General features: G+C 57.2%; 22 protein-coding genes, 6 tRNA genes and 1 pseudogene. 12 read left to right on the forward strand and 17 right to left on the reverse strand.

The genetic code is table 11. From position 1 onward, the window contains the following. Positions 1-10 precede the first annotated feature (10 nt). The 3 genes from EGI20_RS09755 to EGI20_RS09765 all read right to left on the reverse strand — a co-directional run bounded on the left by EGI20_RS09755 (position 11) and on the right by EGI20_RS09765 (position 284). Positions 11-86, reverse strand: a tRNA-His gene (locus EGI20_RS09755). Between the two features lie 13 nt (positions 87-99). Further along, positions 100-176, reverse strand: a tRNA-Arg gene (locus EGI20_RS09760). A 31-nt stretch (positions 177-207) separates the two neighbouring features. Then, positions 208-284 (reverse strand) — tRNA-Pro (locus tag EGI20_RS09765). A gap of 119 nt (positions 285-403) precedes the next feature. Between EGI20_RS09765 and folD the strand changes: the two genes are divergently transcribed. The 3 genes from folD to EGI20_RS09780 all read left to right on the forward strand — a co-directional run bounded on the left by folD (position 404) and on the right by EGI20_RS09780 (position 2,788). Next, complete coding sequence (gene folD / locus EGI20_RS09770) at positions 404-1,255, forward strand: bifunctional methylenetetrahydrofolate dehydrogenase/methenyltetrahydrofolate cyclohydrolase FolD (protein ID WP_124736305.1); 852 nt, start codon at positions 404-406, stop codon at positions 1,253-1,255. Between the two features lie 74 nt (positions 1,256-1,329). Next, positions 1,330-2,193 carry a formyltetrahydrofolate deformylase gene (gene purU, locus EGI20_RS09775; protein ID WP_498631313.1) on the forward strand — a complete coding sequence of 288 codons (864 nt, stop codon included), beginning with the start codon at positions 1,330-1,332 and terminating at the stop codon, positions 2,191-2,193. A gap of 1 nt (position 2,194) precedes the next feature. After that, entirely contained in the window at positions 2,195-2,788 is a 594-nt protein-coding gene (locus tag EGI20_RS09780) for a hypothetical protein (RefSeq protein WP_498631314.1), read from the forward strand. Between the two features lie 116 nt (positions 2,789-2,904). Here EGI20_RS09780 and EGI20_RS09785 read toward each other — a convergent pair whose 3' ends face one another. The 8 genes from EGI20_RS09785 to EGI20_RS09820 form a co-directional block, all read right to left on the reverse strand. Beyond that, positions 2,905-3,441: an NUDIX domain-containing protein gene (locus EGI20_RS09785; protein ID WP_498631315.1), complete on the reverse strand. Its 537-nt coding sequence runs from the start codon at positions 3,439-3,441 to the stop codon at positions 2,905-2,907. Between the two features lie 35 nt (positions 3,442-3,476). Then, the gene (gene trhA, locus EGI20_RS09790; protein WP_124734256.1) at positions 3,477-4,094 is read right to left on the reverse strand and encodes a PAQR family membrane homeostasis protein TrhA; all 618 of its coding nucleotides are present in this window, start codon (positions 4,092-4,094) and stop codon (positions 3,477-3,479) included. Positions 4,095-4,197: 103 nt separating this feature from the next. Next, entirely contained in the window at positions 4,198-4,851 is a 654-nt protein-coding gene (adk, locus tag EGI20_RS09795; protein WP_124734255.1) for an adenylate kinase, read from the reverse strand. Positions 4,852-4,868: 17 nt separating this feature from the next. Beyond that, positions 4,869-5,645 (reverse strand): 3-deoxy-manno-octulosonate cytidylyltransferase, encoded by a 777-nt coding sequence (gene kdsB / locus EGI20_RS09800; protein ID WP_498631316.1) that lies wholly within the window; start codon positions 5,643-5,645, stop codon positions 4,869-4,871. Further along, positions 5,642-5,824: a Trm112 family protein gene (locus EGI20_RS09805; RefSeq protein ID WP_124734253.1), complete on the reverse strand. Its 183-nt coding sequence runs from the start codon at positions 5,822-5,824 to the stop codon at positions 5,642-5,644. Before EGI20_RS09805 ends, kdsB begins: the two co-directional genes overlap by 4 nt. After that, positions 5,824-6,825, reverse strand: a complete 1,002-nt coding sequence (gene lpxK / locus EGI20_RS09810; RefSeq protein ID WP_498631317.1) for a tetraacyldisaccharide 4'-kinase — start codon at positions 6,823-6,825, stop codon at positions 5,824-5,826. Before lpxK ends, EGI20_RS09805 begins: the two co-directional genes overlap by 1 nt. A gap of 9 nt (positions 6,826-6,834) precedes the next feature. Next, positions 6,835-7,254, reverse strand: coding sequence for an ExbD/TolR family protein (locus EGI20_RS09815; protein WP_498631318.1), 420 nt, complete (start codon positions 7,252-7,254; stop codon positions 6,835-6,837). A 3-nt stretch (positions 7,255-7,257) separates the two neighbouring features. Further along, complete coding sequence (locus EGI20_RS09820) at positions 7,258-7,875, reverse strand: MotA/TolQ/ExbB proton channel family protein (RefSeq protein ID WP_498631319.1); 618 nt, start codon at positions 7,873-7,875, stop codon at positions 7,258-7,260. A 414-nt stretch (positions 7,876-8,289) separates the two neighbouring features. Between EGI20_RS09820 and xseA the strand changes: the two genes are divergently transcribed. Further along, positions 8,290-9,591, forward strand: a complete 1,302-nt coding sequence (gene xseA, locus EGI20_RS09825; RefSeq protein WP_498631320.1) for an exodeoxyribonuclease VII large subunit — start codon at positions 8,290-8,292, stop codon at positions 9,589-9,591. A gap of 112 nt (positions 9,592-9,703) precedes the next feature. Here the strand turns inward: xseA and EGI20_RS09830 are convergent, their stop codons facing one another. Further along, a complete protein-coding gene (locus tag EGI20_RS09830) occupies positions 9,704-10,000 on the reverse strand; it encodes an ArsR/SmtB family transcription factor (RefSeq protein WP_124734248.1) in 297 nt (98 codons plus the stop codon). A 113-nt stretch (positions 10,001-10,113) separates the two neighbouring features. Here EGI20_RS09830 and gpmI point away from each other — a divergent pair, with 113 nt between their 5' ends. The 8 genes and pseudogenes from gpmI (at position 10,114) to EGI20_RS09870 (ending at position 19,189) form a co-directional block, all read left to right on the forward strand. Continuing rightward, entirely contained in the window at positions 10,114-11,634 is a 1,521-nt protein-coding gene (gene gpmI, locus EGI20_RS09835) for a 2,3-bisphosphoglycerate-independent phosphoglycerate mutase (protein ID WP_498631321.1), read from the forward strand. Beyond that, entirely contained in the window at positions 11,631-12,932 is a 1,302-nt protein-coding gene (locus EGI20_RS09840; RefSeq protein WP_498631322.1) for a murein hydrolase activator EnvC family protein, read from the forward strand. The genes gpmI and EGI20_RS09840 overlap by 4 nt, the downstream gene beginning before the upstream one ends. A gap of 16 nt (positions 12,933-12,948) precedes the next feature. Further along, complete coding sequence (locus EGI20_RS09845; protein ID WP_498631323.1) at positions 12,949-14,364, forward strand: S41 family peptidase; 1,416 nt, start codon at positions 12,949-12,951, stop codon at positions 14,362-14,364. A 31-nt stretch (positions 14,365-14,395) separates the two neighbouring features. Beyond that, complete coding sequence (locus tag EGI20_RS09850) at positions 14,396-14,782, forward strand: hypothetical protein (protein WP_498631324.1); 387 nt, start codon at positions 14,396-14,398, stop codon at positions 14,780-14,782. A 68-nt stretch (positions 14,783-14,850) separates the two neighbouring features. Further along, complete coding sequence (argA, locus tag EGI20_RS09855) at positions 14,851-16,158, forward strand: amino-acid N-acetyltransferase (RefSeq protein WP_498631325.1); 1,308 nt, start codon at positions 14,851-14,853, stop codon at positions 16,156-16,158. A gap of 87 nt (positions 16,159-16,245) precedes the next feature. Continuing rightward, on the forward strand, positions 16,246-16,515 hold the full coding sequence (locus tag EGI20_RS09860; RefSeq protein ID WP_498631326.1) for an oxidative damage protection protein: 270 nt from the start codon (positions 16,246-16,248) through the stop codon (positions 16,513-16,515). 101 nt (positions 16,516-16,616) lie between these two features. Beyond that, positions 16,617-18,683 (forward strand): annotated as a pseudogene (ppk1, locus tag EGI20_RS09865) (polyphosphate kinase 1); the annotation flags it as partial. Positions 18,684-18,700: 17 nt separating this feature from the next. Then, positions 18,701-19,189: a DUF456 domain-containing protein gene (locus tag EGI20_RS09870; RefSeq protein ID WP_498631327.1), complete on the forward strand. Its 489-nt coding sequence runs from the start codon at positions 18,701-18,703 to the stop codon at positions 19,187-19,189. Here EGI20_RS09870 and EGI20_RS09875 read toward each other — a convergent pair. The 5 genes from EGI20_RS09875 to EGI20_RS09895 all read right to left on the reverse strand — a co-directional run. After that, positions 19,186-20,121, reverse strand: coding sequence for a patatin-like phospholipase family protein (locus EGI20_RS09875; RefSeq protein WP_498631328.1), 936 nt, complete (start codon positions 20,119-20,121; stop codon positions 19,186-19,188). The genes EGI20_RS09870 and EGI20_RS09875 overlap by 4 nt on opposite strands. Before the next feature lie 283 nt (positions 20,122-20,404). Continuing rightward, positions 20,405-20,479 (reverse strand) — tRNA-Glu (locus EGI20_RS09880). A 2-nt stretch (positions 20,480-20,481) separates the two neighbouring features. Then, positions 20,482-20,558: transfer RNA gene (locus EGI20_RS09885), tRNA-Arg, on the reverse strand. A 6-nt stretch (positions 20,559-20,564) separates the two neighbouring features. Further along, a tRNA-Ser gene (locus EGI20_RS09890) sits at positions 20,565-20,657 on the reverse strand. Between the two features lie 50 nt (positions 20,658-20,707). Beyond that, a partial coding sequence (locus EGI20_RS09895) for an ACT domain-containing protein (RefSeq protein WP_498631329.1) occupies positions 20,708-20,891 on the reverse strand: 184 nt, incomplete at its 5' end.

The following is a 20,891-nucleotide window of genomic DNA, read 5'->3' on the forward strand; positions in this document are numbered from 1 at the left end:
TTAATATTTTTGGGGTGGATAATGGGGCTCGAACCCACGACAACCGGAATCACAATCCGGGACTCTACCAACTGAGCTATATCCACCACCGTAAAACTGTGGTGCGCCCGACAGGAATCGAACCTGTAACCCCCGACTTAGAAGGTCGGTGCTCTATCCGGTTGAGCTACGGGCGCAAGTCTATCTGTCAGGTACTGCGTGTTCTTGTGGTCGGAGTACAAGGATTCGAACCTTGGACCCCCTGGTCCCAAACCAGGTGCGCTACCGGGCTGCGCCACACTCCGCCAACTGAGGAGCAAACTATACTGGCTAGCCTTTGCACTGTCAATACCCATTGAGAAAGAGGGCGTAATAATGCGAAAATGCCATTTTGATCCTGCTCCCTCCTCTAGGAATACCACGCATGTCGGCACAACTCATTGATGGCAAGGCAGTCGCAGAAACGCTGATCACTCAAGTACGCGAGGGTGTAGACGCACGCCTGGCCGCAGGCAAGCGCGCACCCGCGCTCGCCGTCATCCTGATCGGCGACGACCCGGCCTCCGGCGTTTATGTACGCAATAAAAAGCGTAGCTGCGAAAAAGCCGGCATCCGCTCGCTGGCATGGGATCTGCCGGCCAGCACCACACAGGATGAACTGCTGGCTATCATCGACCAGCTCAACGCCGACGACAGCGTAGACGGCATTCTGGTGCAGCTACCACTGCCCAAGCATATCGAGCCACAAGCCGTAATCGAGCGCATCGACCCGAAAAAGGATGTAGACGGCTTTCATCCTTACAATATGGGCCGCCTGGCGATCAAGATGCCGTTGCTGCGCCCCTGCACGCCTCGCGGCGTGATGACGCTGCTTGAGTCTTACGGCATCGACCCTAAGGGTAAAAAAGCCGTGATCGTTGGCGCTTCCAACATCGTTGGCCGTCCGCAAGCACTGGAAATGCTGTTGGCACGCGCAACCGTCACCGTCTGCCATAGCGCAACGGCCGATCTGGCAGCCGAGGTCGCTGCAGCAGATATCGTGGTCGCAGCGGTAGGCAAGCCCAATTTCGTCAAGGGAGAATGGATCAAGCCGGGTGCAGTCGTTATCGATGTCGGTATCAACCGACTGGAGAATGGCTCGCTATGCGGCGATGTCGAATTTGACAGCGCCCGTGAACGCGCAGCCTTTATTACCCCGGTTCCCGGTGGCGTCGGCCCGATGACTATCGCAACCCTGTTGCAGAACACGCTGGATTCGGCCAATCTGCACGCCTGAGCTCGTTCGCCCCAAGCACGCCACAGCTCAGGCTGTGGCGTTTTGCATGGGTTTTATGCATATGAAAGAGAAGCATGAGTCAAAACAAACCCTCGGCCACCTTGCTGGTCAGCTGCCCGGACAATAAAGGTCTGGTTGCCGCCATTGCCAATTTTCTGATGACCTACAACGCCAATATCATGCATGCAGACCAGCACCAGGATGAAAGCGAAAACCTGTTCCTGATGCGCATCCAGTGGGAACTGGAAGGCTTTACCCTGCCGATGGAAAGCTTCGAGGCGGCATTCGCGCCGATTGCCGCCCTGCACAATATGAAGTGGCACACGTCGCTGTCGACACAGAAACCGAAGATGGCGATCTTTGTCTCCAAATATGAACACTGCCTGGTGGATCTGTTGCACCGCTGGCGCATCGGCGAGCTGGGCTGCGATATTCCGCTGGTGATTTCCAACCATGAAGACTGCCGCCGCATCGTCGAGTTCAACGGTATTCCTTTCCATGTCGTACCGGTAACCAAAGAGAACAAGGCCGAGGCCGAAGCCGAGCAATGGCGCCTACTGCAGGAGGCAGGCACTGACTTTATCGTGCTGGCGCGCTATATGCAGGTGCTGTCGGAGAAGTTCGTCGAGCGCTATCCGGACCGCGTAATCAACATCCACCACAGTTTCCTGCCGGCTTTCGATGGCGCCAAACCCTACCACCGCGCCTTTGCCCGTGGCGTAAAGCTGATCGGCGCCACCAGCCACTATGTAACGCAAGAGCTGGACGAGGGCCCGATCATCGAGCAGGAAGTCACCCGCATCTCGCATCGCGACAATGTCGAGGATCTGGTGCAAAAGGGCCGCGATCTGGAGAAGGTGGTGCTGTCGCGCGCGGTGCGCTGGCATATCGACAACCGGGTACTGTCCTACAGCAATAAGACCGTGGTGTTCGACTGAGATGGATAAACTGATTCACGATGCCCTCGACCTGATGCGCTGGCGCGTACGCGAAGCGGCGCACTATCAGTACCCGACGTGGCAGCTCGTCGCAACATTGCTGTTGCTGGGCATGATCGCAGCAGCCGGCGCGGACAGCGTCGGTGGCGACATCGCTGGCAAACTGCTGTTTTTCACCGTGTTCGGTGCCATGGAAACCCTGCTGATGGCGCAGTTCATGCAGTGGTGGCTGCGTCTGGCCAAAGCACCGGTCGAGACACCCTTGTTCAGCCTGCTACTGGTAGCAGGGCTGGTTCAGGTTTTGACACCGCTGACCAGCTGGTTACCGACGGATGTGGCCGAGATCGCGACGATAGCCATCGCCTTTTATGGGGTGACGGTAATGCTGCATGCACTGGCAGCCGTCTCGGGAGCCAGTCGTATGCGGGTACTAGGCGGGATTCTGCTGTTTTCACCGCTGGCAGCCATGCTGATGGTGTTTGCGTTTTCAACCGGCAGCAATCTGGGGCTGATAGAACTGCCTAGCGAAACGCAGATAAGCAATAGCCAGCCGGCTCAAGCCACACCTGGCAGCGAGCACGACAGCCTGTACTAAGCCCCCCCAAGCCAGGGTCACAATAACAAAGGCGCACCCGGTATACTGGCGTGCGCCTTTATTGCAGCTTCGCTGATATGTCGCCTAAAGAAACAGACGACAGGCAAGCTAGGGCGTCAATCAACCTTGGCGATATAGCGCGCCAAAGCAAGAAAAGCCCGCACCGCCTCGCTCTTGACCCCCTCTTCCGCGCGCAATTTGGCATAGCGCCGCAAAATACCCCGCGTTTCAGTATGCAGGTCCAGTTCGGACTCCGGCGAGGAGACGACAGAAATACGGGCAATCTCGCCCTGCGGGCGCGCCGTCCCCTGACCTATGCACAGATAAACCTTATGTGCATTCTGAGCGGTAATATGGTCAAACAGATACAGCATGGAATTGACACGCAAACCCGTTTCTTCACGCAACTGTCTAAGCAGCGCCTGGGAGCGCAATTCGCCCCGTTCTGCCCGCCCTCCGGGCAAACAATAACGCCCACCCAGCACAGCCGTCACCAATACACCATCTGGCAATTCAACGATTGCAGTGGCCCGCCGTACCAAATCCGGCGACAAGGGCCGCTCCAATCTTACTTCTCTGGGTATTTGCATGTATCTCTTTATTAATCTACTAATATCAAAGCCGTAGCGTACTACAGCCTTTTTCCCAAACATCGATTGTATACACGACTGGCCATGCTCGCCAGTACTCAGGCAACGTAAAACATGACCGAAACAAACTGGCACGCGCTGCCAGCCAGAACAAACAGATGCCAGATACCGTGGCCGTGACGGATTTTTTCATCGTTCAAAAACCAGTAAATCCCCACGCTGTAAAACACGCCACCCAAGGCCAGCCAGAACAAGCCTGCCGCAGGCAATGCCGCCATCAATGGCTTGATGGCAATCAGGATCAGCCAGCCCATCACCACATACAGGATCATGGACAATAGACGCGTACGCTTTCCCAGCGTCAATTCCTGCACAATGCCGAAAATAGCCAGCCCCCAACTCAGGAAAAACAGGGTCCAACCCCAAGGGCCACGCAAAGTAATCAGTGAAAACGGGGTATAACTACCGGCGATCAACAGGTAAATGGCGGAGTGGTCACACTTCTGCAAAATGGCTTTGGCCCGGCCTCGCGCACTGTGATACAGCGTAGAGACCAGATACAGCAAGACCAGGGACCCACCGTACAGCGAAAAGCTGAACAGCTTCCATGCATCGCCTTGCAAACTAGCCTCAAGCAACAAGGCCGCCAACGCGGTAATGGCAAACAAAGTACCAAACAGATGGGTAATGCCGTTAAAACGCTCACCATGATACATATCGATACTCCAGCGTCAGGCTTAGCCGACAGGCCTTCAATCAAGCCATGTGCCATAGACAAAGGGCGGGGAAACATCCCCGCCCTTTACATACAAGCCAGACTCAAACAAGCGCCGCCAGTACCGCATCGCGCACGGCTTCTACCTGCTGCGTGCCATCAATGCGTACATAGCGTGGCGCACTGGCATCACCGCTAGCGGCCATCTTCGAGTAAAAGTCGACCAGCACTTCAGTCTGCTCGTGATATACAGCCAGACGCTTCATCACGGTTTCGGCCTTGTCATCCTCACGCTGGATCAGCGCTTCACCGGTCTCGTCATCCTTGCCTTCCACCTTGGGCGGATTGTAGGTCACATGATAAGTGCGACCGGAAGACAGGTGTACGCGACGCCCAGACATACGGTCGATGATGTTCTGGTCTGGCACATCGATCTCGAGCACATAATCGATGGTCACGCCGGCATCACGCATCGCTTCAGCCTGAGGGGTCGTACGCGGAAAGCCGTCAAACATAAAGCCCTTGGCACAATCCGGCTCGGCAATGCGCTCCTTGACCAGACCGATAATGATGTCATCACGCACCAGACCGCCCGCGTCCATAATGGCCTTGGCTTCCAGGCCCAGCGGTGTGCCGGCCTTGACCGCCGCACGCAACATATCGCCGGTCGAAATCTGCGGAATACCAAACTTTTCCTTGATATAACCCGCCTGGGTTCCCTTGCCAGCGCCTGGCGCGCCCAACAGAATCAGTTTCATGCAAAACTCCCGTGAAATTATGAATCGATGCAAATTGTTGCGTTAAATATATGGCGTACCCGTTCCAGATCTTCCGGGGTATCCACACCGGCAGCCGGTGCCTCCGCTACGGTCTCCACCATAATGGGGTAGCCGTGCCAGAGTACGCGCAACTGCTCCAGCGCTTCGAAAACCTCTGGTGCGGCCGGTGCCAGCGATGAATAGGTAGAAAGAAAGCCGGCCTGATAGGCGTACATACCGATATGCCGCAAAACCGGTAAACCTTGCGGCAAAATGCTTGCATCGTGTGCAAACGCATCGCGGGCATAAGGAATGGGCGCACGGCTGAAATAAAGTGCGCGCCCAGCGTGATCAAGCACCACCTTGACCACGTTAGGATTAAACATTTCGGCCGCATCGTGAATAGGATGCGCTACCGTCGCCATGGGCACGCCGGAACTGGCCATCAGGCCGGCCAGACGGTCGATCAGCAGCGGATCAATCAGCGGTTCGTCCCCTTGCACATTGACCACGATCTCATCGTCGGCAAGAGCGAGATTGACGACTACCTCAGCCAGACGGTCGCTGCCACTGGCGTGATCGGCACGCGTCATCACCGACTCGATACCATGCAGCGTACAAGAAGCCACAATATCAGCGTGATCCGTTGCCACAATAACACGACTGGCAGCACTGAGCGCCGCGCGCTCGGCCACCCGCACCACCATGGGCTTGCCGGCTATATCCGCCAGAGGCTTTCCCGGCAGCCGGCTTGAAGCCATTCGCGCCGGAATCACCACGACAAAACCGCTCATTTCACCTCTTCCTCGGGCGGCAACTCACGCGCCTCGGACTCCAGCATCATGGGGATGCCATCCGTAATGGGGAAGGCCAGCCGGTCAGGCTTGCAGATCAGCTCCTGCGCCACCTTGTCGTATACCAAAGGCCCTTTGCACAAGGGGCACACCAGAATTTCCAGAAATTTTGCGTCCATTACCGTCTCTTTAATTGAACGATGATCCAGTCGGCCAAATCAGGCGCAAGCCGCGCGGCGACTGGCAGCGCCCATAGTCTAGCATGATTGATGCACTGCAACTTTACCGCATCCTTGGTCGTCACCAGTACCGCATCAGCATCATCCGGCACATCTTCAGCACTGAAGATGTGGTGATCGGGGAAAGCAATATTGCGCTGCGTGACAATACCCTGCCCAGCCAAGGTTGCAAAGAAGCGTTGCGGGTGGCCGATACCGGCCAAGGCAACCAAACGCTGCCCGGCAAAATCGGCTGCGGCGCGCGTTTGAGCTGGATCGGCCAGCGAAACAAAACGCCCCGGCTCGAGTGTCATGGCAAAAACAGGCAAGCCAGGTGGCAGATCAGGAAAAGCAGCAGCGCGCTCGCCATTAACCACTAGCGCATTGACACAAGCCAGGCGCGACAGGGGTTCGCGCAAGGGACCCGCAGGCAATAAGCGCCCATTGCCGACACCACGCGCGCCATCCATCACCACGATTTCCAGCGCACGCCCCAAGCGGTAATGCTGCAGACCATCATCAGACAGAATCAGATCCAGATCCGGCCTCGCCTGCAGCAAGCAGCGCCCAGCTGCCACACGATCCCGCCCAACCACCACCGGTACGCCGGACGCGGCAAACAGCAGCGGCTCATCACCCACTTCATCGGCACGACTCGCTTCGTCCAGCAGCGTCGGTACGGCATGGCTACCACCATAACCGCGACTGATCACGCCTACGCGCAAGCCGCGTGCCTGCAAGGAAGCGATCAGCGACAAGGCCAATGGCGTCTTGCCGACCCCCCCCACATTGATATTGCCGACCACCACAACCGGCACGGATAAATACTGCGTTTTACAAAGTCCGGACTTGAATACCCAACGCCGCACACCGCTCAGTAAAGCAAACAAGCACGCTAACGGAGCCAGCAACAAACTCAAGCAGAGGCGTGGCGCATACCAGTGTTTTTCTATGCTATTCACGACGCCCGCTCATGGTGTCTCGCTACGCGTGGCGAATGTCAACTGCGTCAATCCGGCTACACGCGCAGCCTCCATCACCCTCACCACCGCCTGATGCTGGGCACGGGCGTCTGCACTGATCACCACCACCGGATCCTTGCGCCCGATAGCCTCCAGCTTGAGTGCTTCGGCCAGTTGCTCGACCGATGGTTTTGCCAGGCGCGTCTTGCCCACCACAGTCTCACCTTCGGCACTGACCAGTACATCCAGCTCGGACGGCTTGACTTCGGCCATGCCTGCCTCAGCCGAAGGCAAATTAATTTCTATTTCCGAATAGCGGGAATAAGTCGTCGTCACCATCAAAAAAATCAGGATAACCAGCAACAGGTCGATCAGCGGAATAAAATTGATTTCGGGCTCTTCCCTATGCCGCCCACGACGAAAGTTCATGTTTTATCCTTGGCGCCCGTTACGCACGCCCTGAACGGCTTCAACCAGACGAATGGCCTGCGCCTCCATCTCGACCAGCAAGCTGTCGATTTTTGCCCGGAAATGACGGTAAAACATCATACTGGGAATAGCGACAATCAAGCCAAATGCGGTATTGTAAAGCGCGACCGAAATACCATGTGCCAACGCCTGAGGGTTAGTGCCGCTTGGCGATTGAGAGCCGAAAATTTCAATCATCCCGATAACGGTACCCAATAGCCCGAGCAGCGGTGCCATCGCAGCAATCGTTCCCAGCGTGGTGAGATAACGCTCCAGTTTATGACCGACGAGGCGCCCCTCATCTTCTATCGCTTCTTTCATGACCTCGCGCGAACTGGCAGCATTACGCAAACCGGCCGACAATACGCGCCCCAAGGGCGAATGTGCGGCCAGTTGCTCGACAAGTTTGCCGCCTGCACCGGCCAGGTGATAAGCCTGAATTGCATCATCAACCAGATTGGGAGGCGCAACGAGTCGCCCCCTCAGGGAGTACAAGCGCTCAAGAATGATTGCCACCGATACGACGGACGCCAAAATAATGGTCCAGATCGGCCAACCTGCCGCTTGAATGATCGACCACACCAGCATTCTCCCTCGGTTTGTAGACGCTAAACTGTATCGGTGAAACAGGCCGACCGCAAGCTGCAAGCCGCAATCTCACAAGCATAAGCAAAGACAGTCGAGAGCTGCTCCACGCCTGAAAAAATGAGTGAGAGCCTTGCCCCGACAGATAATCCACAGCAACTGTGGGTAGTTCTGTGGAAAAGAATGGGAAAATACACATTAAAGACTAAACAATAAGACCTTACCCGCTTTGCTCACAAAATAAACAACTTCGCTTAATTTTTGTAAAAATCACTTATTAAAGCCAAAAAACGCAAAACCAGCACCGTCAGAGCATAGATATCTATATACACCTACCCGTGGACGATTTGACCAAGCATGCTTTTTACGACTCAAACTCAAGATGTCATTAGTGTAACCGCCCTCAACCGCATGGCGCGTAATCTGCTGGAAAACGGCATTCCTTCACTATGGGTAAGCGGCGAGATATCCAACCTCACCCTGGCCGCGTCAGGACACGCTTATTTCTCGCTTAAAGATGCTGGTGCCCAAGTCCGCTGCGTCATGTTTCGCCAACGGGTCAGACAGCTCGACTTTATTCCGCGAGAGGGCATGCAGGTCGAACTCCTCGGTTCGGTCACCTTATACGAGGCACGCGGCGACTATCAGATCGCGGCGGAAAACATGCGCGAGGCCGGGCTGGGGCGCTTATACGAAGCTTATGAAAAGCTGAAAAAACGCCTGGCAGCAGCGGGGCTGTTTGCCGAAGCGCGCAAACGCCCCCTCCCCCCCCATCCGCGCGCCATCGGCATCGTGACCTCTCCTGCGGCAGCAGCCCTGCGTGATGTAGTAACGACGCTGGCGCGACGCATGCCGAACATCCCCATCATCCTCTACCCATCTCCGGTACAGGGTAATGATGCGGCACAGCATATTGCTCACGCCATTCGCAGCGCCAGCAAGCGGCATGAAGTCGATGTATTGATCGTCTGCCGCGGAGGCGGCAGCATAGAAGACTTGTGGTCATTTAATGAAGAGCTGGTCGCACGCGCCATTGCTGCTTGCCCAGTCCCCGTGGTCAGCGGGGTCGGCCATGAAACCGACTTCACCATCTGTGACTTTGTTGCAGATCGCCGTGCTCCGACCCCGACGGCAGCAGCCGAGCTCGTATCTCCTAGCCGTGACGCCATGCTGCAGCAACTGGAACGGGGAAAACGCGGACTGGAGCGGGCATTAGCCCGCCTGATCATAGATAAAGGGCAGCGCCTTGATTACCTCGCCAACCGGCTGTCACACCCCGGTGAACGACTGGCACGGCAACAACAGGAACTGTCACGCGCCCGCATCCGCCTCGAGGCGCTAATCAAAAACCAGCTCAGACAAGACAACCGGCAACTGGCAAACGCCAGCGCACGACTGGGACTGCTGCGCCCGGCCCCCGAGCAGGCCGCACGCACACTGCAACAACTGGCGCTCAGGCTTGCTCGCGCCAGTGAACACATGCACACCTCGCGCAGCATGACCTTATTGCGACTGGAAACGGCGCTCTCGGCCATGAATCCGGAAGCGGTACTTGCCCGTGGCTATGCCATCGTGCAAAACGCACAAGGCAAGGCGATCAAGTCGCCAAGCGAACTGGGCAATGGTGAGCGCGTGCACTTGCAACTGGCAGAAGGTGAGGTCGATGCAAAGATCAGCCTGCCGCACGGCACGCAAACGCAGCTGCCGTTTTAACGAAAGGAAGGCATGATTCGAACCCACGAATCATGCCGCTTGCAGTCATGCGACAAACAGCAAACGGCATGATCAAACTGTGCTTTGACTATTTTTAGCGCGTCAGACGGGCTTAATCGCCAAAACCACAGAAAACTTCGCGCATCATTTTAAGCACCTCCAGCGTACGGATATCCCCGACCCGGTAATACACACGGTTGGCGTCCTTGCGCGTGCGCAAAACGCCCTTGTCGCGCATGATGGCCAAATGCTGGGAAATATTACTCTGCGAGGTCCCGACTTTTTCCACGATATCCTGGACACTTACCTCCTGATCCTCGAGGACAGAGATAATTTTCAGTCGCAAAGGATGCGACATAGCCTTCATCGCGCGGGACGTCTGCTCAATCTGATCGTCATTAAACAACAAGGCACTACTCCTGAGTAGGTATTTTTTATAATTAGCGTGGTTTTATGATTACAATAATACCTACAACTGCCTTCAGCATCAAGAAGCCCTAATATTCTGAACGTATATAAAAAATGCACGCACTGACTCCCGTACTCCTGCTTATCCTTGATGGCTTCGGTGAACGCGCCGAAAGAGACAACAATGCCATCCTGAATGCACGCACTCCAAACCTTGATCGCCTGCGTATCCTTTACGCCAGCGGCGCCATTGAAGCATCCGAAGGTTATGTCGGCCTGCCCGGCGGACAGTTCGGCAATTCGGAAGTCGGACACCTGAATATTGGTGCGGGACGCATCGTACAGCAGGATATCAGCCGCATAGACAGCGATATAGAAAACGGGGTTTTTGCCAGCAATACAACGCTTAAAACGGCCTTCGACAAAAGCCAAGACCACACTCTGCATATTCTGGGCTTGTTATCGGATGGCGGCGTCCACAGCCATGAGGCGCAAATTCATGCCGTAATCCGGGCAGCAGAAGCTGCCGGCATCAAGAAAATTTTATTACATGCATTTCTTGATGGCCGGGATACGCCACCACGCAGCGCCGAAACCTATCTGCGGCGTTTACACCATGTTCTAGCCGAATGCCCGCACACAAAACTAGCCACCGTTTGCGGGCGTTACTGGGGCATGGACCGGGACAAACGCTGGGAGCGGGTCGAACCGGCTTACCGGCTGATCGTGGACGGCCAGGCTGAACATCAGGCTGCGGATGGTTTCACTGCGCTTGCCAACGCCTATGCACGCGGCGAAAACGACGAGTTTGTTGGTGCCACCGTAATTGGCGAACCGCAAACCATTGCAGATGGTGATGTTGTCCTGTTTATGAATTTCCGCGCCGACCGCGCCCGCCAATTCAGCAGCGCACTGACCGACCCGGCGTTTGACGGCTTTACTGCCCGCCAGCCCAAACTCGCATATTTCGCCACGCTGACCAGTTATGGCGAGGCCTACCCCAACCCGGTACTCTATGCACCGCAAACCTTGCGCAACGGCTTTGGCGAATATCTGTCCAGCCTGGGACTGACCCAGCTGCGTATTGCAGAAACCGAAAAATATCCGCATGTAACCTACTTCTTCAATGGTGGAGAAGAGGCGGTTTATCCCGGGGAAGAGCGTATTCTGGTACCCTCGCCCAAGGTCGCAACTTACGACTTGCAGCCAGAAATGAATGCCCCCGAAGTGGCCCGCCATATTGTCGAGGCCATTGCCTCGGGGCGCTTCAATGCCATCATTTGCAACTTTGCCAATGGCGACATGGTCGGACATAGCGGCAATTTCGATGCAGCAATCAAGGCCGTCGAAGCGCTGGACAGTTGCGTAGGCCTATGCGTGGATGCCATGCTGGCGGCAGGTGGCGAGGTGCTGATCACCGCTGACCACGGCAATTGCGAGCAGATGCATGATGTCTCGCATGACCAGCCGCACACCCAGCACACGCTAAACCGCGTTCCCTTCATCTACATCGGGCGTAAGGCAGAAATTCGCACAGGTGGCTCGCTGCGCGATATTGCACCCTCGCTGCTGGCAATGATGGGGCTGCCCCAACCTGCCGAAATGACCGGCCAATCATTGATCGAATTCAAGTGAAACTCTGGGTATTACTGTTGTTACTTTCCGGCGCGGCACAGGCTGCGCCGGACCAACCTCCTGCTGTTGCGCCGCACCAGCAGGATTTGTCGTCTGTACGCAAGGAAATCAGCACCCTGAAAAAGGATATTGCGCAAAAGGAAGCTATCCGCAAGGAGGCGCAAAGCGCAATACGCGAGTCCGAACAGGCGCTGCAAGCCACACGACAGGCGCTCAACCAACTGGACAGCAAGCAGCAAATATCCAGTAAAAAACTGGCCGCCTTGCAAAGTCAGCTGCAAGACACTCACGATAATGCACTAGACCTGAAAAGCCGCATTGCCTCCATTTTGCAGCGTCAGCACCGTGGCGGTTCGCATGATGCGATGCGGCTGATGCTGAATCAGGCCGACCCCAACCAGAGCAGCCGCGATCTGGCGTATTACCGCTATATCGCACAAGCGCAACAAGGTTTGATACAGCGCCTGAGCGTACAGGAAAGCGAACTGCAGGCACTCGCCGCGCAAGTGGCGCTGGAGCTGGAAAAACTGGGGCTACAAAGCCACCGCCAGGAAAGCCAGCAGGACAGATTGGCGCGGGAAAAAGCCACACAGGAACAACAAGCCAGCGCACTGGCCAGCGAAATCCGCAACAAGCAAGGTACGCTGAGCAAATTACAGCAGGACGAAAAACGCCTATCCAGCCTGATCGCCCAGATCAACCGCCAGATCGCAGCACAGCGCCAGGCGGCTGCCCGCAAGAAGGCAGAAGAAAGAAAAGCACGGGCACTGGCCCGCAAGCAGGAAAACGAACGCCGCCGCAAACTGGCAGCTGATGCCAGATCGCAGGGCAAAACCCTGCCGGCCGAAGCGACACGCCCGCTAAAAGAAGAAGCTGTCGAAGCGGTGGCGGACGCCAGCAGCAGCGGCAAAGCCTTCCGCAGCCTGCAAGGCCGGATGCAAATGCCTGTTTCCGGCAATATCGCCGGGCGTTACGGCAGCAGCCGCCCCGAGGGCAGCAGCTGGAAAGGCCTGTTTATCCGTACCAACCCAGGTCAGTCAGTACGCGCGGTTGCCGATGGCACGGTAGTCTACGCCGATGCGCTGCGCGGCTTTGGCAATGCGGTCATCGTCGACCATGGCGGCAATTACATGACGGTCTACACCGGACTGGGTACTATTAGCCGTGGCAGCGGGCAAGCGGTCAGGGGTGGCGACACACTTGGTAACACCGGCGCGCTAGACAGTGGCGAGAGCGGCCTTTATTTTGAACTGCGTTATATGGGGCGACCCATCAATCCCCAATCCTGGATGCGCTAGCAAAGATACCCATATTATGATGACCCCACCTTTCCGCAAAATTGCCCTGATCGGTGCCAGTGCACTGGCAGGTGCTCTCTTGACTGTCAGCCTGACGGCCAGCGCCGACAAGGACATCGGCTCACCGCTGCCGCTGAACGAGCTCAGGACCTTCGCTGAAGTATTCGGCCGCATCAAACAGGATTATGTCGAGCCGGTCGAAGACAAAAAGCTGATCAACGACGCCATCCGCGGCATGCTCACAGGCCTTGATCCGCACTCGGACTATATGAATGCCGATGAATTCAAGGAGCTGCGCGAAGGCACGCAAGGCGAGTTCGGTGGCCTGGGCATAGAAATCGGCGCAGAAGACGGGCTGGTTAAGGTCATTGCACCGATCGAAGACACCCCGGCACAGCAAGCTGGCGTCAAAAGTGGCGACCTTATCGTCAAGATCGACGACACACCGGTGCGAGGCCTGTCACTCACCGATGCCGTCAAGAAAATGCGTGGCAAACCCGGCAGCAAGGTCACGCTGACCATCGCTCGCAAAAATGAAGGCAAACCTGTCGTACTGACGCTGACCCGCGCCATCATCAAGACCAAGAGCGTCAAATCGCGCCTGCTGGAGCCGGACTACGGCTATGTCCGTGTAGCCCAGTTCCAGGAGCACTCGGCGGAAAACCTGGCACAAGCCCTGACCCAGCTGTACAAGGAAAACAAGACCCCGCTCAAAGGGGTGGTGCTGGATCTGCGCGATGACCCAGGCGGCCTGCTCAATGGCGCAGTCGGCGTGTCTGCCGCCTTCCTGCCCAAAAATACGCTGGTGGTGTATACCGAAGGCCGTAGCGAAGACGCGAAAATGCGTCTGTCCGCTACGCCGGAAAACTATCTGGCGCGCGGCGACCGCGACTATCTGGCCAGCCTGCCGGCCGAGGTCAAGAAAGTACCGTTAGTGGTACTGGTCAATGGCGGTAGCGCCTCAGCGTCCGAAATCGTTGCCGGCGCCCTGCAGGATCACAAACGCGCCATCATCGTCGGCACCCAGACCTTCGGCAAAGGCTCGGTGCAGTCCGTTCTGCCACTAGGCAGCGAGGGCGGCATCAAACTCACCACTGCCCGCTACTTCACACCGAGTGGCCGTTCGATTCAGGCTAAAGGCATCACACCGGACGTGGAAGTGGAAGAGTCGACAGTCAATGGTGCCGCCGCATCCTTCCGCATCCGCGAAGCAGATCTTGAGCGCCATCTGGAAAACCCGGATCAGAAGAACGGCAAGGACAAGCCGCAGGAAAAGCCGGCCGACAAAACCAAGCCAGACACACCGACCGAAGCCAAGCCGCAGGGCAAAGACGGGAAGGACGGCAAGGCCGCAGCGGACTTCCAGCTATCGCAAGCCTTGAACATTCTCAAGGTTCAGCAGATATTGATGCAGAAGCAGGCGCAAAAATAAGGGGGCGCACCATCGCCCCGGAGGTGGGGCGATGCGTGAACGCGAACTTTACAAATGCAGGACGCTGCAGCTACAAGATGCGGCGGCCACAAGACAGGCCGCCGCATGTCTGGCGTCGATCGGCATCCGTAGCCTGCCGCTGCCCCCCATGTGCCGTCTGGTCGTCAGTTACAGCCTGCTTACCCACACCTTGCAGCATATTCTGCAGCAACTGCAGGCCTGCCAGATCCTGCTTCACGACAACGCACTGCAGCACTGGCATCTGAAGCTGCTCGTTTTCAGCGAAGAAGTGCAACTGTCCAACCTCTCGACACCGGCGCCGGATACCAAGGGCGTGCAGGCCTTCAGCCGGCTGTACCAACATCACCCGCACGGCGACTACGACGACACGCCGGAAGAATTGCGTCACGAACGCTGACACCTGCCATTACAACAGCATTCCTGCTACCCTAAGGGGTTTACGCGTTCTGTGACGGAATCCCCCGCATGCTGAAGCCCGAGTTCGTGCTCGCCTTTCGCGAAGCCGCGCCCTATATCCACGCCTATCGCGGCAAAGTCTTTGTCATCGCCGTCAGCGGCGAATGTCTGGCCGCCAACCATTTTTCCCGCCTGGCGCAGGACCTCAACCTGCTGGTCAGCCTCGGGGTACGCATCGTACTGGTACACGGTGCGCGTCCGCAAATCGATGCCCAGCTGGCGTTGCGCGGCATTACGCGCCGCTTTCACGGCGCACGGCGCGTGACCGACAGTCACACCATGACGGCGGTCAAGGCGGCAATAGGCGAAGCCCGCCACAATATAGAAGCCCAGCTCACCATGGGCATGCCCAACTCGCCCATGCATGGCGCCCACCTGCGCGTTGCCGGTGGCAACTATGTCACCGCCCAGCCCTTAGGAGTGCTGGATGGCGTGGACATGCAATATGCCGGACAAGTCCGGCGTGTAGATAGCACCTCGCTTAGCGCGCGTCTTGCCGCTGGCGAACTGGTCCTGCTCTCTCCCATCGGCTACTCCCCTACCGGGGAAGCATTCAATCTCACCATGGAAGAAATCGCCTATCAGAGTGCGCTCGCGCTCAAGGCGGAAAAGCTGATCTTTCTGGTTGAAGATGGCGGGCTGGTGGACAAGACAGGTCAGCTTCATCCCTCTATCACCATTGCAGAAGCCAAAGCCCTGCTGGATGCAGGGCAAGGCAGCGCGGAAGTCAGTGTTTGCCTGCCGTGGGCCATCCGTGCGACCGAACAGGGTATCAGCCGTAGCCACCTTGTCAGCGGCAGCGAAGACGGCGCCTTGCTGGTCGAATTGTTCACCCACTTCGGCAGCGGCACCATGATCGTGCGCCAGAGCCTGGTACAACTGCGCCAGGCCAGCATTGACGACATCGGCAGTCTGCTGGCGCTGATCCAGCCGCTGGAAGAGCAAGGCGTGCTGGTCAGGCGCAGTCGCGAGCATCTGGAAATGGATATCCAGCGTTTCACTCTGCTCGAGCACGACAGCAAAGTATTCGGTTGCGTGGCACTGTATCCGTTTGCAGGAACCGGCATGGCCGAGCTGGCCTGTCTGGTTGTCGCACCCGAGCAACGCACCGCAGGCTATGGTGAAATGCTGCTGCAAGCCCTCGAAACCCAGGCAAAAAAAGACGGTATCAAGTCATTGTTCGTGCTGACTACACGGACGGCCCACTGGTTTGTCGAACGCGGCTTTATCGAATCCGATCCGCAAGCGCTGCCGGTAGAAAAGCGCCAGCACTACAACGGCGAGCGCCGTTCCAAGGTCTTCATCAAAACATTGTAAAACCCTGCTTGCATCAGGCTTGGAAGGCGGCACATGGCTGTGACACAATAGCGGCGTCGACTTCACTGCAACACTCAAGGAAATTCAATGGCTAGAATGGTCAATTGCATCAAACTCGGCCGCGAAGCGGAAGGCATGGACTTCGCACCGCTACCGGGTGAAATAGGCAAACGCCTGTATGAAAGCGTATCCAAAGAAGCCTGGCAGGGCTGGATACGCCACCAAACCATGCTTATCAATGAAAACCGCTTGAGTCTGGCTGATGCGCGCGCGCGCCAGTACCTGATGCAGCAGCTGGATGCCTACTTCTTCGGCCAGGGCGCCGAAGCACCAGCGGGCTACACACCGCAAGTCTGAGTCTGCTGCCAGTCCGGCAACAGATAGCCCGCCAGTGCCTCGGGCCATGGCGGGCAATCCGGCCCTTACCTTCAAGGGCGTGACCGCACCAAAAAGAAAATCAAATGACTCAAGCACAAGAATTGCTACTCAATCGCGAGATGGGCCTGATCGAATTCAACCGCCGGGTGATGGCGCAAGGCGAAGACAGCAGCCTGCCCTTGCTGGAACGACTGAAATTCCTGTGCATTGTGTCATCCAATCTGGACGAGTTTTTTGAAGTACGCGTTGCCTGGCTCAAGGATAATGCGCAGCACAATCCAGGGCGCATTTTGGCCGATGGCAACACGCCCGGCAGCACACTAGGCAACGTCACCGCAGCTGCTCATGATCTGGTCGCCCAGCAATACTCACTACTGACCGACACCATGCTGCCTGCGCTCAGGGAAGAAGGCATCGTTTTCCTGCGCCGGCGCGAATGGAGCCAGGCGCAACAGGAATGGGTCAGGGCCTTCTTTTTCCGCGAACTGATGCCGATCCTGACACCTATCGGTCTGGATCCGGCCCACCCCTTCCCCAAGGTGCTCAATAAGAGCCTGAATTTTGCTGTCGAACTGGAGGGGCGCGACGCCTTTGGCCGCGCCTCCGGCATCGCCATTGTGCAGGCGCCGCGCATCCTGCCGCGCGTCATCCAGCTACCCGCCGAGGTCTGTGATGGCAACCGCCACAGCTTCGTTTTCCTGTCCTCCATCCTGCACGCACATGTGCACGAGCTGTTTCTGGGCATGACCGTCAAGGGCTGCTACCAGTTCCGCGTCACCCGCAACAGCGAATTGACGGTGGAAGAAGAAGATCTAAAAAACCTGCGTACCGCCTTGCAAGGCGAACTGCGCCATCGCCAGTTCGGCCAGGCAGTCAGACTGGAAATTGCCGATACCTGCCCACGGCATATGGAAGACTTCCTGCTGACCCAGTTCAATTTGCTGCGTGAAGACGTCTACCGCGTCAATGGCCCGGTCAATCTGGTACGCCTGATGCAGGTGCCCGACCTCGTGGACCGGCCCGACCTGAAGTTCACCCCTTTCCTGCCTAGCCTGCCGCCTGTGCTGCAACAAAAAGCTAATCTGTTCGAGGCGATCAGCAAGCAAGACATCCTGTTGCACCATCCTTACCAGAGCTTCCAGCCTGTCATCGACATGCTCAATCTGGCGGCCTTCGACCCGCAGGTAGTGGCCATCAAGATGACGGTCTACCGCACCGGCACCGACTCGGTACTGATGGACTCGCTGATTGCCGCAGCACGTAGCGGCAAGCAGGTCACGGTCGTGGTCGAACTGATGGCACGCTTTGATGAAGAAGCCAATATCGGCTGGGCAAGCCGGCTGGAAGATGCCGGTGCCCATGTGGTGTATGGCGTATTCGGCTACAAGGTGCACGCCAAGATGCTGATGGTGGTCAGACGCGAGGACGGCGCGCTCAAGCGCTATGTCCATCTGGGCACCGGCAACTACCACCCGCGTACCGCACGCATGTATACCGACTTCGGCCTGATGACCTGCAACGAAGACGTGGCCAGCGACGTCAATGATATTTTCGTCCAGCTCACCGGCCTTGGCCGCGCCAGCAAGCTCAAGCTCTTGCTGCAAAGCCCGTTTACCCTGCACAGCATGGTGATGCAGGCCATTGCCACCGAAACCGAGCACGCCAAAGCCGGCCGGCCGGCACGCATCATCGCCAAGATGAATGCACTGCTGGAGCCGCAGGTCATTCATGCGCTGTATCGCGCGAGCCAGGCCGGCGTCAAGATTCAGCTCATCATACGCGGCGTATGTGCACTGCGCCCCGGCGTGCCCGGCCTGTCGGACAATATCAGCGTGCGCTCCATTGTCGGGCGCTTCCTCGAGCATCCGCGCGTGTTCTACTTTTACAACGACAAGGCAGAAAACCTCTATATCGCCAGCGCCGACTGGATGGGGCGCAACTTCTTCCGCCGCATTGAATCCTGCGTACCCATTCTTGACCCTGTGCTTAAGCGTCGCGTGATCAAAGAGGCCTTGCGCATGAACCTTGTCGACAATTTCAATGCCTGGGAAATGCAGGCCGATGGCAGCTACCGCAAAAAAACGGCGCGCGGCAAGGTTCATAGCGTGCAGCAGACATTGCTTGCCGATTACACCCGGCAAATCTGACCATCAGGATGCCAAACTTGGAGCCTTCCCTTCTCGGCCATCTGGCTGCCGGCCTGCTGATCCTGATTGGCCTGGCCGGCGTCATTCTGCCGGCACTGCCCGGCCTGCCGCTGATGTTTGCCGGCATGCTGCTCACGGCTTGGCTCGGCGACTTTCAGCATATCGGTGCCTTAAGCCTGGGCCTGCTGGCCATGCTGACACTGCTTGGCATGTTTGCCGACTTTATCGCCGGCGTACTGGGCGCCAAAGCCGGTGGCGCCAGCCGTCAGGCGCTCTGGGGCGCATTCTGGGGCAGCGTGTTCGGACTGTTTCTGGGGATTGTCGGGCTGATTATCGGCCCCTTGCTGGGCGCAGCCATCGGAGAATACTTAGCCAGACGCGATATGCTGCAAGCCGGCAAGGCAAGCGTGGCAACCTTTATTGGCCTGCTGCTGGGTACCGTAGCTAAAGTAGGTTGTGCACTGGCTATGCTGCTGACTTTTGCCAGCGCCTTGTTGCTAGGCTAGGCGCTGATCATCAAGCCGCTTCCGGCACGCGGGCGCAAGCGCCAGGCAAAACGCGCCATAAACTGGCGGCCACAAGCACGCCCGTTAGCGTAATCCTGCTCCAGGGCGGCCGCCGAGCTACCCAGTGCACGACTCTTCAGCGCCTGCGAAGGCGCAAGCTCCAGCACTTTCACTCCCTTAGGTGGCGAATCGATAAAGGCCTGCGCCTCGCGATACGCCACCTTGTGCCGGTTAACCACCTCGGCGGCTGCCCGCAAGCGGCTGCCTTGCGGCAAATGCACCACCGGACGCGGAGGAGACTCGACATGCCCCGCCGGCAAGGTACGCACCACCACAATCAAATCACAGCCCAGATCATGCGCGGCCTTGACCGGCAGCGCATCGCTTACCCCGCCATCCCAATAACACACCCCGCCCAGATTCACCCCGCCACGATACAGCACAGGAATGGCACTGGACGCCTTAAGCGAAGCCAGCCAGCCATGGTGCTCAAACTGCAGGTATGCCGTGTCCAGCGTGTCACTGCGGCTGGCGCACATATAGAATTCGCGCCCGGCCAGACGCAGCGCCGCCCGCGCCAGATCCAGCGGACACTCGCGCATCGTCACATCCATAAACCAATCCAGATCGATCAGATGGCCGCCACGCATAAAGCGCAGCGGGTTGTAAAACTCTTTGCGCGTGCTGTAACGGCTGATTACATGCCGGGAGTAACCCAACTGGCCGCTGGCATAAGCCGAAAGATTCTGCGCGCCGGCCGAGGTGCCTATCATCAGTTGAAAGGGGAAAAATCCTTCGGCCAGAAAAGCATCCAGCACACCGGCCGTAAAAATACCGCGCTGCCCTCCCCCTTCGCAAACCAGCGCCACCTGGCGAAACTCCAGCCATGGCATTGCCTCCTGTACGCCGGAAAGATGAATGCTATACGTCATACCTCTGCCCCTGCATCCGGTGTCTTATCAGACAAGCTTAGACGCGCAGTGCTCAAATGCCATGACTGAAAACAAAATAGGAAAAACCCGGTAATCACTAGATATTTTGTTGCAAGCCGCAGGAATTGAAAATTAAATTGGAAAAGGGTGGACTGCGGCAACGGGGACCAACAGGGCGCAGCACTTGGACACCAGGCCGGCAGCACGCGGCCTGATCAGGAAAGCGAAGCGATAGACGACAAAAAAGCTGCTTCCGGATGGAAAGCAGCTTTTTTGTTTATTCTGGCGTCCCCACGGGGAATCGAACCCCGGCCGCCGCCGTGAAAGGGCAGTGTTCTAACCGCTAAACTATAGGGACTTTGGTGCACCCGGAGCGATTCGAACGCCCGACCCTTTGGTTCGTAGCCAAATACTCTATCCAACTGAGCTACGGGTGCAGTAGCTGGCGGAGAAAGAGGGATTCGAACCCTCGATACAGGTTTTGCCCGTATGCACCCTTAGCAGGGGTGTGCCTTCGACCACTCGGCCATTTCTCCGTCAAGCGAGTCGCCATATTAATGAACGACCGCTTTACTGTCAAGCGTTATCAAGCAGAAATTTTCTGATTGAGGCCAAAAGCCTTATGTAATACACGAACAGCCAGTTCTAGGTACTTTTCATCAACCAGAACCGACACCTTGATTTCGGAGGTCGAGATCAGCTGGATATTGATACCCTCTTCCGCCAGTGTGCGGAACATAGTGGAGGCAATGCCGCAATGCGAGCGCATG

It is taken from the genome of Aquitalea sp. S1-19, from assembly GCF_024343515.1.

Coding starts and splice junctions, on each gene's coding strand:
- folD (WP_124736305.1), top strand. CDS start 404: ATGTCGGCACAACTCATTGATGGCAAGGCAGTCGCAGAAACGCTGATC.
- purU (WP_498631313.1), top strand. CDS start 1,330: ATGAGTCAAAACAAACCCTCGGCCACCTTGCTGGTCAGCTGCCCGGAC.
- EGI20_RS09780 (WP_498631314.1), top strand. CDS start 2,195: ATGGATAAACTGATTCACGATGCCCTCGACCTGATGCGCTGGCGCGTA.
- EGI20_RS09785 (WP_498631315.1), bottom strand. CDS start 3,441: ATGTTTGGGAAAAAGGCTGTAGTACGCTACGGCTTTGATATTAGTAGA.
- trhA (WP_124734256.1), bottom strand. CDS start 4,094: ATGTATCATGGTGAGCGTTTTAACGGCATTACCCATCTGTTTGGTACT.
- adk (WP_124734255.1), bottom strand. CDS start 4,851: ATGAAACTGATTCTGTTGGGCGCGCCAGGCGCTGGCAAGGGAACCCAG.
- kdsB (WP_498631316.1), bottom strand. CDS start 5,645: ATGAGCGGTTTTGTCGTGGTGATTCCGGCGCGAATGGCTTCAAGCCGG.
- EGI20_RS09805 (WP_124734253.1), bottom strand. CDS start 5,824: ATGGACGCAAAATTTCTGGAAATTCTGGTGTGCCCCTTGTGCAAAGGG.
- EGI20_RS09815 (WP_498631318.1), bottom strand. CDS start 7,254: ATGAACTTTCGTCGTGGGCGGCATAGGGAAGAGCCCGAAATCAATTTT.
- xseA (WP_498631320.1), top strand. CDS start 8,290: ATGGCGCGTAATCTGCTGGAAAACGGCATTCCTTCACTATGGGTAAGC.
- gpmI (WP_498631321.1), top strand. CDS start 10,114: ATGCACGCACTGACTCCCGTACTCCTGCTTATCCTTGATGGCTTCGGT.
- EGI20_RS09845 (WP_498631323.1), top strand. CDS start 12,949: ATGATGACCCCACCTTTCCGCAAAATTGCCCTGATCGGTGCCAGTGCA.
- EGI20_RS09850 (WP_498631324.1), top strand. CDS start 14,396: ATGCGTGAACGCGAACTTTACAAATGCAGGACGCTGCAGCTACAAGAT.
- argA (WP_498631325.1), top strand. CDS start 14,851: ATGCTGAAGCCCGAGTTCGTGCTCGCCTTTCGCGAAGCCGCGCCCTAT.
- EGI20_RS09860 (WP_498631326.1), top strand. CDS start 16,246: ATGGCTAGAATGGTCAATTGCATCAAACTCGGCCGCGAAGCGGAAGGC.
- EGI20_RS09875 (WP_498631328.1), bottom strand. CDS start 20,121: ATGACGTATAGCATTCATCTTTCCGGCGTACAGGAGGCAATGCCATGG.